11 protein-coding genes are annotated in these 11800 nt (G+C 69.6%); 2 read left to right on the top strand and 9 right to left on the bottom strand.

Translation table 11 applies throughout. The features are described from left to right. Nucleotides 1-9: 9 nt before the first annotated feature. Entirely contained in the window at nt 10-333 is a 324-nt protein-coding gene (locus ACFE65_RS06620; protein ID WP_375381555.1) for a hypothetical protein, read from the top strand. Between the two features lie 21 nt (nt 334-354). On the opposite strand, the gene ACFE65_RS06615 is transcribed toward ACFE65_RS06620, so the two are convergent. Beyond that, nucleotides 355-1509 (bottom strand): N-acetyltransferase, encoded by a 1155-nt coding sequence (locus ACFE65_RS06615; protein WP_375381554.1) that lies wholly within the window; start codon nt 1507-1509, stop codon nt 355-357. Nucleotides 1510-1679: 170 nt separating this feature from the next. Between ACFE65_RS06615 and ACFE65_RS06610 the strand changes: the two genes are divergently transcribed. Then, nucleotides 1680-2780: a fatty acid desaturase family protein gene (locus ACFE65_RS06610; protein WP_375381553.1), complete on the top strand. Its 1101-nt coding sequence runs from the start codon at nt 1680-1682 to the stop codon at nt 2778-2780. A gap of 12 nt (nt 2781-2792) precedes the next feature. Here the strand turns inward: ACFE65_RS06610 and lptG are convergent, their stop codons facing one another. The 8 genes from lptG to ACFE65_RS06570 form a co-directional block, all read right to left on the bottom strand. After that, nucleotides 2793-3884 carry an LPS export ABC transporter permease LptG gene (gene lptG / locus ACFE65_RS06605; RefSeq protein WP_375381552.1) on the bottom strand — a complete coding sequence of 364 codons (1092 nt, stop codon included), beginning with the start codon at nt 3882-3884 and terminating at the stop codon, nt 2793-2795. After that, nucleotides 3884-5101 (bottom strand): LPS export ABC transporter permease LptF, encoded by a 1218-nt coding sequence (gene lptF, locus ACFE65_RS06600; RefSeq protein ID WP_375381551.1) that lies wholly within the window; start codon nt 5099-5101, stop codon nt 3884-3886. The genes lptG and lptF overlap by 1 nt, the downstream gene beginning before the upstream one ends. A gap of 86 nt (nt 5102-5187) precedes the next feature. Further along, nucleotides 5188-7131 (bottom strand): ATP-binding protein, encoded by a 1944-nt coding sequence (locus ACFE65_RS06595; RefSeq protein WP_375381622.1) that lies wholly within the window; start codon nt 7129-7131, stop codon nt 5188-5190. 94 nt (nt 7132-7225) lie between these two features. Beyond that, nucleotides 7226-8452, bottom strand: a complete 1227-nt coding sequence (locus ACFE65_RS06590; RefSeq protein WP_375381621.1) for an aminotransferase class I/II-fold pyridoxal phosphate-dependent enzyme — start codon at nt 8450-8452, stop codon at nt 7226-7228. Between the two features lie 37 nt (nt 8453-8489). Next, nucleotides 8490-8759: an acyl carrier protein gene (locus ACFE65_RS06585; protein WP_375381550.1), complete on the bottom strand. Its 270-nt coding sequence runs from the start codon at nt 8757-8759 to the stop codon at nt 8490-8492. 39 nt (nt 8760-8798) lie between these two features. Beyond that, nucleotides 8799-9701: an SDR family oxidoreductase gene (locus ACFE65_RS06580; protein WP_375381549.1), complete on the bottom strand. Its 903-nt coding sequence runs from the start codon at nt 9699-9701 to the stop codon at nt 8799-8801. Between the two features lie 10 nt (nt 9702-9711). Beyond that, entirely contained in the window at nt 9712-10827 is a 1116-nt protein-coding gene (proB, locus tag ACFE65_RS06575; protein WP_375381548.1) for a glutamate 5-kinase, read from the bottom strand. Between the two features lie 66 nt (nt 10828-10893). Continuing rightward, nucleotides 10894-11775, bottom strand: a complete 882-nt coding sequence (locus ACFE65_RS06570; protein ID WP_375381547.1) for an aldo/keto reductase family oxidoreductase — start codon at nt 11773-11775, stop codon at nt 10894-10896. Nucleotides 11776-11800 lie beyond the last annotated feature (25 nt).

The raw sequence follows: 11800 nt of genomic DNA, 5'->3' as shown, positions 1-11800 counted from the left end.
GGTGCCAAGATGATCTTGCCCGTCGCGTCGCTGATCATCCAGACGCTTCCCTCGGCGGCGCCGGAACCGGGGTCCGCCATCTCCGCCGTTCCGCGACCCTGCGCGGGTCCAAGTCAGGATGGCGAGGTGGTGGTGTGCGCCCACGCCCGGAACGAGAACCGGCTGGCGCCGTTGCCGCCGCTCGCGGCCGGGACGGACCGGCCGTTCGACCCGCTCCTGTTCCGCCTGCCCGGCGGCGCATCGGCGCGGGTGCACGGGTTCCAGCACGATCTGCCCGGCGCGACGAGCCAGGGCGCGGCGGTGACGTTCACGGTGCCGCTCGGACGCAAATAGCTTCGGCAGGCCTGTCCCCGCTCACAAATCCCGGTTGAAGACGTCGTACACCTTGTTCACGCGGCTGCCGAGCGTCGTCGCGATCGAGTTCATTCCCTGGTTGTCTTCCAGTATCCAGCCGATCTCGCTGCGCGTGGCGGCATATTTCTCGACGGACGCGCGACGGATGTATTCGATCATCATGAAGGCGAGCTGGCTCGCCATGCGCGTCGCCTGAAGGTCCTTGACGACGCCCATCAGCGGCACGCGCACCGTGCGCACCTTGGGCGCGCGCAGCCACAGCAGCAGCTTGGCCCAGCCGAACGGGAGCAGCGATCCGCCCAGCGTCTTCAGCGGCTCGTTAAGGTCGGGCAGGGTGATCATGAACGCGACCGGCCTGCCGTCCACCTCCGCGATGCGAATCAGGTCGTTGAACACGATCGGCTTCAGCTTGACGCCCACGTCCTTGATCTCGGGCGGGGTGAGCGGGACGAAACCCCAATTGTCGGACCAGGCGTCGTTGAGGATCCCCAGGATGATCGCTGCCTCTTCCTCGAACTTCTTCTTGTTCACCTCGCGAATGCGGATGCGCGGGTTCTTCTCGCCCGACGCGATGATGCGCTGGACGATGGGCGGGAACGGCTTGAGGATGTCGAGGTCATAGGTCTGCAGCCGCTTGACGACCGCATAGCCGGCGCGCTCGATCCAGCCCTGATATTCCGGTTTGGCATGACCCATCATGATCGTGGGCGGATGATCGAAGCCCTCGACGAGCAGGCCAGGCTCTTCCCAGATCGATTGCGAGATCGGGCCAAGCGCGCGCGTCATCCCCTGATCGCGCAGCCAATCCTCGGCGCGAGCGAGCAGCGCGCGGAAAATGTCCTCGCCCTCCGCATCCATCAGGCCCCATTGGCCGACGCCGGGGCCGAAGCCTTGCGCCGCCGGCATCGTGAGCGCGAGCGTGTCGATATGCGCGGAGATGCGCCCGACTGCGCGGCCGTCCCGTTCTGCCAGGAAAAGCTGTGCCTTGGCATGGCTGTACCAGCCGTTCTTCTCGGGCGTGATGAGGCCCAGCGCCTCACCCTTCAGCGGCGGGACCCAGTTGGGATCGTCCTTGTAGAGCCGGAACGGCAGGTCGACGAACGTCTTGCGGTCACGCTTGCTGCTGATCGGGCGGATCGTCACGTCGGTCGCCATGCGGGAGCTCCAGGTAGGTGGTCGATCGTTTCGCTTAGCGATTCTTCCGGTTTGTGGCGAGACGGATGAGCCGTTCGATCATCGTGGCCGGAACCGATACGGCCCGCTACCGGTAATCACCCCTATGACCGCCACGTCGCAGCCATTATCTTCCGACAATGGAAACAGCCATGGATAGCTCGATCGGTCTGGCTCGCGACCGCGCCTCTGCGCCCGGAGCGGCGCGCGCATCCGCCGGGACCCACCGCGCGTCCGACGACAAGGCGATGCTGCGCGCGGCGGCCGAACTGACGCGTGACCTCGTCGCGCCGCGGCCGGCAGTGTATTGGGCGGACCTCGTCGGCTCTGCGACCGTCGGCTATGGCGCGCTGGCGGTGGCGGTGACGAGCCACGCTGCCGGCTGGACGATCGCCGCGGCGGCGGTCGCGGTGCTGGCGCTGTACCGCGCGATGAGCTTCATCCACGAGGTCAGCCATGTGAAGCACGCAAGCCTGCCCGGCTTCCGGCTCGGCTGGAACATGCTCGTCGGCGTGCCGATGCTGGTCCCGTCGTTCATGTATGAGGGCGTCCACACGCTGCATCACGCCAAGACCCGCTACGGCACCAGCGAGGACCCCGAATACCTCCCACTCGCGCTGATGAAGCCGTGGACGCTGCCGGCGTTCGTCGTCGTGTCGGCGCTCGCGCCCGTAGCGTTGCTGGTCCGCTACGGCGTGCTGTCGCCCTTGTCGGTGCTGGTGCCGAAGCTGCGGCGCGCGGTGATGGAGCGCTACTCGGCGCTCGCGATCAACCCGAACTTCCGCCGTCGCGCGCCGGAGGGTGCGGCGCTGGTGCAGTGGAACCGGCTGGAGACCGCGGCAAGTGTCTGGGCGATCGCGCTGATTGCGTCCGTCGCGAGTGGGATCATCCCATGGCGCGGCTTCGTCATCGCAATGGCGATCGCGTCCGCGGTGGCGGTCCTCAATCAGGTCCGCACGCTGGTCGCGCATCTGTGGGAGAATGAGGGCGAGGCGATGAGCGTCACGGCGCAATATCTCGATTCGGTCAACGTGCCGCCGCCCGCGCTGCTGCCGATGCTGTGGGCGCCGGTGGGGCTGCGCTACCATGCGCTGCATCACCTGCTGCCGGGATTGCCCTACCATGCCTTGGGTGAGGCACACCGACGACTGACGGCGGCATTGGGCGAGGACTCGCCGTTCCACAAGGCGAGCTACGCTGGGCTGCCGCACTTGACTGCGAAGATCATGCGAAGCACGTGGCGGGCGGGTTAAACAAGCGCCCGCTCACTCCTCGCTCCGGATCAGCACCGCCTCGCCGATCAGGAAGAACAGCAGGAACGGCGCCCAGGCGGCAAGGAAGGGCGGGTAGGCGCCCAGGCTGCCCATCGCCAGTGCGAAATTGTCGGCGACGAAATAGGCGAAGCCCAGCCCCATCGCTGCCACCGCGCGCACGAACAGCTTGCCCGATCGCGCGATCCCGAACGCCGCCACCGCGCCCAGCAGCGGCATCAGCACCGCCGACAGCGGCCCCGACAGCTTGTGCCACGACGCGCCTTCCAGCGCCTTGGTCGGCCGGCCCGCGTCAGACAGGTTCTTGATCGTCGCGCGCAACGCCCGGAGCGACAGGCCGTCGGCGTCGACGGTCGTCACCATGAACTGTGCCGGCCGTACCCCGTCCGCGATGTGCAACGCCGGATAGAGCGCCACCTTGCCGCTGGCGACGTCGAACCGCCGGGCAGGGAAGATGCGCCAGCCGCGGCCCTCGCGCACGCCGTGCGGCGCAGTGATGAGCGAGATCAGCCGGCCGCCGTCCCGGTCGTAATCGGTGACGTTGCCAAGCTGCGCCGCATCGCCGCGGCCGCGCAACTGATCGACCTCGATCAGATCGTCGCCGTCACGCACCCACACATTGGTCCGGTCGCCCCGGTCGATCGGCAGCGGGCCATAGTCCACCGCCTGCCACTGGTTCAGCGTCGCGGTCGCGCGGCTGACGATCCGGTCGTTGAACGCGAACGACAGCGCGGCGACGCCGACGCTCGCGACCAGCAGCGGCGCCAGGACCTGATGCGCGGATAGGCCGGCACCCTTCAGCGCGATGATCTCGCTGTTCTGGTTCATCGTGATGAGCGTCAGGACCGTGCCGCCCAGCACAGAGAATGGGAGGAAGAACGAGATGATCTGCGGCGCCCGCAGCCCGGCATACCGCCACACCTGCGCCTCGCCGTTGGCTGGCTGCGCGAGGATGTGCCCCGATTCGCCGAGCACGCTGAGCACCAGTAGGACCAGCGACACCGCCGCCATGATGCCGAAGGTGCGCACCAGGAACATCCGTGCCATGTACCAGGCGACGGTCGGCGAGGGGAACGGACTGGCCATCACGCGGCCACCACCGCCGGCGTCGTCACCGCCCGGCGACGGACGAACCGGCGACGCATGACCGCCCACGCCTTGCCGAACACCCGCTCCAGCGCGCCGATCGGCTGGCCGCCGGGCACATAGGCGATCGTATAGTACATCCAGATCACCAGGCTCGCGAAGATCGCGAACGGTACCCACAGCGCGATCAGCGGATCGACCTGCGCCAGCGTCCCCAGCGCCTCCGCATATTGGTTGATCTTGAAGTAGGTGACGATCATGACGATCGACACGAGCACCCCGAGCGCCGACGATGATCGCTTGGGCGGAATCCCGAGCGCGACGGCGAGCAACGGCAGCAGAAGCATCGAGATGACCTCGGTCACACGGAAGTGGAACTCGGCGCGGCTGGGATCGCGCTCGTGGACGGGGACGCCGCGCTGGCGTCCCTGGCGGGCGAGCTCCAGCAGGGTCGACTCGCGATGGTCGGGCCCCCCGCCGCGCTGACGGAAGCTCTCGAGCTTGGGCAGGTTGATCGGCAGGTCGTGCGAGTTGAACGTCAGGACGCGCGGCGTCCGGAAGTTCGGCCTGTTGTGGACGAGCGTGCCGTCGGTCAGCCGGAAGATGATGACGTCGGGATCGTCGGTCGCCAGGAACCGGCCGTGCTGGGCGGTGACGCCCACCCAGTCGCCCTTGGGCGTATCGGCGTGGACGAAGATGCCCGACAGGCGTCGCCCTTCGTCGCGGCTCTGCTCGATCCGCAACGTCATGTGCGGGCCCAGGTGTGTGAACTCGCCGATCTTGATCGAGGCGCCGAGCGCGCCGGTGCGCAGCTCGAAGCGCAACCGCTCATAGCCGTAGCGCGCGCGCGGCTGGACGTAGCCGACGATGGCCAGGTTGAGCAGCGCCAGTGCCACCGCATACATATACGGCACCCGCAGCAGGCGCGCGTAGCTCATGCCGACACCGCGCATCACGTCGAGCTCCGACGATATCGCGAGCCGGCGGAACGCGAGCAGCACGCCCAGCATCAACCCGATCGGGATGCCGAGGCCAAGATACTCGGGCAGCAGGTTCGCGAGCATCGCCCACACGACGCTGACCGGGCCACCTTCGGTCACCACGAAGTCGAACAGGCGGTACATCCGGTCGAGGACCAGGAGCAGCGACGCGATCACCAGCGTGGCGAACAGCGGCACCGCGATCAGCCGCGCCATGTAACGATCGATCGATTTCATGGGGCAGTCGGCGGCTCGCGAAACGGGCGGAAGCCGAGGCTATAGGGTGCCGCGCGCGGCCCGTCAGCCGCTTTCGTACCATGCGTCTATTCAGCGGCGAGCGAAACAGTTTCGGCGACCGGGAACGGCGCCGCGGCGATCGACCGAGACGCGCCGGCGTCCGCGACCGCGCGCTCCAGCGCGGCGAGCGTGAAGGGCTTGCGCAACACGCCGTGACTGCCGAACGCGCCCTGGCCAACGGCGCCGCCCACCGCCTCGCCGGCATAGCCCGTCACGAACAGGATCGCGAGATCGGGCCGGCGCGTTAGCAATCCCGCGACCATCTCCGGCCCGGTCTGCCCGGGCATCAGCACGTCCGACACGACGAGGTCGATGCCGCCGTCCGCATCGAGCAGCCCAGGTGCCGCCAGCGGATCCGAGCACGCGATCACGCGATGCCCGAGCTCCTCGAGTGCCTCCGTCGTCGCGCTCAGCACACGAGGGTCGTCCTCGACGACCAATATCCCCAATGCGCCGGTCGCCGCAGTCGCGACGGGTAGGTCCACCGCCTTGATCCCCGCTTCGCCCTTCGACGCCGCCGCCAGACGCGGGACGTACAGCGTCACCGCCGTCCCCCGGTCGGGTCCCGGTCCCGGGACCGACGCGATCGCGATGCCGCCGCACAGGTTCTGGACGAGCGCGAATACCTGGCTGAGGCCGAGGCCGGTGCCCTTGCCGACCGGCTTGGTGGTGAAGAAGGGTTCGAACACGCGCTCCAGCAGCTCGGGCGTCATGCCGCAGCCGTCGTCCGTCACCACCAGGGTGACGTGCTCGCCGGCGTCGCAATTGCCGACCTCTCCCGATGCCAGCGTCGCGGTGCCGGTCGTGATGCGCAGCCGCCCGCGTCCGTCCATCGCATCGCGCGCGTTGACGGCGAGGTTCAGCACCGCGTTCTCCAGCGCTACGCGGTCGGCGAGGACCGTCCAGCCGCGGGTCGCGTCCGTCACCTCCACCGTGATCTGGTCGCCCAAAGTGCGGTCGAGCAGGTCGCGCATCCCGGCGATCAGCGCCCCCGGCTCGATCGGTTCGGGTCGCAACGCCTCCTCGCGGCTGAACGCGAGCAACTGGCGGGTGAGCGTTGCCGCGCGTCGCGCGCCCTCGGTGGCGCTGTCGAGATGGCGCAGGAGCGGGCTCGCGAGGTCGGGCACCTGGCGGCGGGCGAGCTCAAGCCCGCCTAGAACGACCGCGAGCATATTGTTGAAATCGTGCGCGATGCCGCCGGTCAGTTGCCCGACCGCATCCATCTTCTGCGCCTGGCGAAGCTTCGCCTCCTGCGCGCGCAGCTCGTCGGTCGCGGCCGTGACGGCCGCCTCCAGCTCGGCCGCGCGGCGGCGTTCCTCGTCCGCTTCGCCCTGCGCATGGGCACGCTCGGCCTGCGCCTGCACCATCAGCCAGCCCAGCGCGATCGCGCCGAGCGCCAGCAGGACACCGACGATCGTCAGACCGCGGGCTTTTCCGCTCGACCGCTCGACCGACTCCGCAGCGGCGGCGGTGCGCTGGTCGAGCAGGGTGCGCTCCGCGGTGATGATCCCATCGAGCTGGTCGTCGATCGCGGCGAGCGAGGCGGCCTGGCGTGCGGCGTAATAGCGCGAGAGCGCCTGCGGATATCGTTTGTACGCGGTCGCGAGCGCGATCAGCGACAGTTCCGCCCCGCGCGAATCATAGGCCCGCCGCAACGCGTCGATCCTCGGCTGCTGGGCGCGATTGTCGTCCGTGATCGTGTCGAGCCGGTCGAGCTGCTGCCCCGCCGTCCGCCATTGTTCGTAATATTGCTGGCCGAGATGGCGATCGGCGCTGATGACGTAGCGGCCCAGCGTCGCCTCCGACCGGGCGATCGTGCCCGACAGGGACCGGGCGAGGATCATCACCTCGAAGCTGTGCTGTTGCAGCGCGAGCGCCCGGTCGCGCTGGCGGTTCGCCTCGCCCTCGCTGACGATCAGCGCGGTCAGCACGCCGGCGCCGATCAGCGCGATCACGACCAGCGTGACCATCCGCCACGCCGATGCCAGCCCCCGCCGGGATGAAAGGCCTTGCCTGCCGCTCACGCGATCCAGTCTAATCGATCGATCGGGGTGCGACCAGTGGCTAGTCCAGCGCGCCGATCATCTCGCCGGCGGCGCGGAACATCGCCAGGATCGTCTCGACCTGTTCGGCGGTGTGGTCGGCGCAGAGCGAACACCGCAGCAGGAAGGTGCCGGCCGGCGTCGCGGGCGGCCGCGCCATGTTGACGTACAGGCCGCCGTCGAGCAGCGCCTGCCACATCGCGACCGCCTCGCGCTGGTCCTCCAGGATCACCGCGATGATCGCCGACTGCGGCGTGTCGGTGCCGAGCTTGAAGCCCATGTCCTTCAGGCCGCCGTGCAGCCGCCGCGAGTTGCGCCACAGATGTGCGCGCTTCTCGCCCGCGTGCATCAGCTTGCGGATCGAGGTCGCCGCGGTCGCGACCACCGAAGGCGGCAGGCTGGCGGTGAACACATAGGGCCGGCAGACGAGGCGCATCACCTCGAACTTGGGATGGTTGGACACGCAGAAGCCGCCGACGGTGCCGACCGATTTGGAGAAGGTGCCGACGACGAAGTCGACGTCCGCCTCCACGCCCTGTTCCTCGAAGACGCCGCGACCATGGTCGCCGAAGAAGCCCATGCCGTGTGCCTCGTCGACCAGCACCATCGCGCCGTGCTTGCGCGCGACCGCCACCATCTCGGGCAGCGGCGCGACGTCGCCCAGCATCGAATAGACGCCCTCCAGTACCACCAGCTTGCCCGGCGCGGGCGGCAGGCGGCCTAGTCGCTTGTCAAGGTCCTCGACCGAATTGTGGCGGAACCGGACGATGTCGGCGTTGCCGAGCGAGCAGCCGTCGTAGATCGACGCATGGCTGTCCGCGTCGAGGATGACGTACTCGCCCCTGCCGGCGAGCGTCGAGATCACGCCGAGGTTGGCCTGATATCCCGTCGAGAAGACCATCGCGTGGTCCATCCCGTAGAAGGTCTTGAGCGCCTCCTCGCAGTCGCGGTGCGGCGAGTAGGTGCCGTTGAGCACGCGGCTGCCCGTGGTGCCCGCGCCGAACGTGTCGAGCGCAGCCTTTCCGGCGGCGACCACGTCGGGATCGAACGTCATCCCCATGTAATTGTAGGTGCCCAGCAGGATCGTCTCGCGCCCCCTGATGATCGCGAGCGTGGGGGACTTCACCTCGTCCATCACGATCGCGAACGGATCGCGCACTCCGGTCGCGAGCAGCGCCTCGCGTTCGGCGATCAGCGGATCGAACTTGCTAAACAGGTCGCGCTCGGGGGCGACGACCGGCGGGTCGATCGGCAACTGGTGGCGGGTCGCGGCGGCTTCGGTCACGTCAGGCGGCCTTCAGTCTGTCGACGGCGTCGACGAGCTGACCGATCGTCTCGATCTCCGCCTGCATGTTCATGGTGATGACTATATCGAACTCGTCCTCCACCGCCGCGACGAAATCCATGACCGTCAGCGAGTCCCACTCCAGGTCGCCCTGGAAGGTGGTGGCGGTGGACAGGGCCGCACCTTTCTTGTTGAACGGCGCGATCAGCCGCGTGACCGTGTCGTAGGTCGTTTTGCCCGCGTCGCCTGCTGGGGGAGTGGTTTCGCTCATGCTCGGGTCCTGACAGCCGAATGCGGCGGCGATGCGGCGCTATAGCAGGCCGGCGGCGCGATACCATGCCGCCGTGGCCGCAAGCGCTGCGCGGGTCTCCAGGCGCGGCGACCAGATCTCGGCCGGGGGCCGGGCCTGCGCGACCCAGTCGGGGTGGCAGAAATAGCGGACGCGATCGGCCGTCAGCTTCGCGCGTCGGCCCCGGATCGCGTGCTCGATCCGCGATACGCCTTCCAGCACCGGGCGGGGCAGGGGGAGGGGCAGGACGCGCGTGCCGACCGCATCCCCGATCGCGCGGGCGAAGGCGCGATGATCCCAGCCGTTCGGCGTGCCGTCGTCGGGATCGACGTGGGCGCGGACCAGCGCTTGGCCGGTCGCGAGGTCCAGCAGCAGCCGGGTGAGGTCCTCTACCGCGATCACCGACAGCCGTCCGCCGGCGGGGGGCAGCGGGACGACGTGTCGCCTGGCCATGCGGAACAGCTCCAGCAACTCGGTATCGCGCGGCCCGAAGATCGCGGGCGGTCGCACGATCGTCCAGTCGAGCGCGCTCGCCTCCACCAGCCGCTCGGCCTCGGCCTTGGACCAGCCGTAATCCGACAGGTCGGGCTCGCGCGCGGCGAGCGACGAGACGTGGACGAACCGGCGCATCCCCGCCTCGGTCGCCGCCTCAAGCATCGCCGCCGTTCCGGCCGCATTGCCGGCCGCGAAACCCGCGCGGTTGGGCGCGTTGACCACGCCGGCGACGTGGATCGTGGCGTTCGCGCCGGCCACCATCCTGGCAAGGCTGTCGGAACGGTCGAGCGCGCCTCCGATCCAGGTCACGCCCTTGCGTGGCGGCTGGGGCCGGCGGGCCAGCGCGCGAACGTTGTGCCCCTCCGCCAGCGCCAGATCGAGCAGATGGCTGCCGACGAAGCCGGTCGCGCCGGTGAGGGCCAGGATCAAGGCCGTATCCTCACAACAGCGCCATGTGGTTGCGATGGACCAGCGCGGCGCGCGGCGCATGGCCCAGGATCGCCTCCTGCTCGTCCGATCGCCGGCCGAGCAGCCGTGCAGCGTCCACGGCGTCGTACTCCGCCAGCCCGCGCGCTACCGGGCCGGCGGGGCCGTGGATGCCGACCAGATCGCCGCGCGCGAACGCGCCCTCGACGCGGACCGCGCCGGCCGCGAGCAGGCTCGCGCCGCCCGCCAGCGCACCCGCCGCGCCGGCATCGACGTGGATCGTCCCCATCGCGGTCAGTCCGCCAGCCAGCCATGCCTTCCGTGCGCTCGCGGTGCGTTCCGCCGCGAACAGCGTGTGCGGCCGCTCGCCCGATGCCTCGAGCGCTAGCGGCCGCTCGACCCTGCCGGACGCGATTGCCAGCGGGATGCCCGCACCGGTCGCGATCCGCGCGGCGGCGATCTTGGAGGCCATGCCGCCCGACCCCATGCCGGAGCCGGAACTCGCGTCGGCCATGCGCTCGATCACGCCATCGATCCGTTCGACCCGCGGTACCAGCGTCGCGCCCGGCTCGGCGGGGTGCCGATCGTACAGGCCGTCGACGTCGGACAGCAGCACCACGCCGCTCGCCCCCGCCGCCTGCGCGACCCGTGCCGCCAGCCGGTCGTTGTCGCCGAAGCGTATCTCTGCCGTCGCGACGCTGTCGTTCTCGTTGACGACCGGCACGACGCCGAGCCCCAATAGCCGCGCGAGCGTCGCCGCGGCGTTCAGATAGCGGCGACGGTCCTCCAGGTCGCCCAGCGTCACCAGCATCTGCGCGGCGATCAGTCCTTGCCGCTCCAGCGCGGCGGCCCAGGCGCCGGCGAGCGCGATCTGGCCGGTCGCGGCGGCCGCCTGCGCGTCCTCCAGGCTCGCCCGCCCGCCGCGCGCGAGGCCCAGCCGGCGGGCGCCGAGCGCGATCGCGCCCGACGACACCACCGCCACCTGCTGCCCGGCGCGCGCCCGTGCGGCGACGTCCGCCGCCAGCCCGCCCAGCCACGCCGTCCGCACGGCGCCGTCGGGAGCGACGAGCAGCGCCGAGCCGATCTTGACGACGAGCCGCGGGCACGCGGCGGGCGGGAACAGCTCCATGCTCGCCGCCTTAGCGGCGCGCGCCGCTCTCGCCAATCAGGGGCTCGCCAATCACGGGCTCGACAATCAGGCGATCGCCTTCGCGCCGATCCCGTCCAGCACCCCCAGCGCGTCGTCCGGCAGCACCAGTTCCGCCGCCGCCAGGTTCTCGTGCAGGTGCGCGACCGACGAGGTGCCCGGGATCAGCAGGATGTTGGGCGAGCGGTGCAGCAGCCAGGCGAGCGCAACCTGCAGCGGCGTCGCGTCCAGTCGCACCGCGACGTCCGACAGTTCGCTCGACTGGAGCGGGGTGAAGCCGCCCAAGGGGAAGAACGGCACATAGGCGATGCCCGCCTCGGCTAGCGTGTCGACCAGCGCGTCGTCGTCGCGATGCGCGAGGTTGTACAGGTTCTGCACGCACACGATCGGTACGATGCCGCGGCCTTCCTCGACCTGTGTCGCGGTCACGTTGCTGAGGCCGATGTGGCGGACCAGTCCCTGCCGCTGGAGGTCGGCGAGCACGGTCAGCTCCGTCGCGATCGAGCCCTCCGACGGGCCGTGCGGCCCATTGCCCATGACCCGCAGGTTGACGACCTCCATCGCGTCGAGCCCGAGGTTGCGCAAATTGTCGTAGACCGCGCGCTCCAGTTCGGCGGGGGCCATGGCCGGGTTCCACGACGCATCCGCCCCGCGCAGCGCGCCGATCTTGGTGACGATCACCAGATCGTCGGGATAGGGGTGCAGCGCCTCGCGGATCAGCTCGTTGGTGACGTGGGGACCGTAGAAGTCGCTGGTGTCGATATGGTCGACCCCCGCCGCGACGGCCGCGCGCAGCACCGCAAGCGCCGCGTCACGGTCGCGCGGTGGCCCGAACACGCCCGGTCCTGCGAGCTGCATCGCGCCATAGCCGAGCCGCTTCACCATGCGGTCGCCGAGCTTGTAGGTGCCTGCCTTGCCGATGTCGGTCATGTCGTGTCTCCTCGATGGGGACCGC

Origin of the sequence: uncultured Sphingomonas sp. (genome assembly GCF_964237335.1) — a bacterium.
Lineage (GTDB): Bacteria > Pseudomonadota > Alphaproteobacteria > Sphingomonadales > Sphingomonadaceae > Sphingomonas.
Note: the sequence above shows the minus strand (reverse complement) of the source record. Positions and strands in the feature narration are given on the sequence as shown.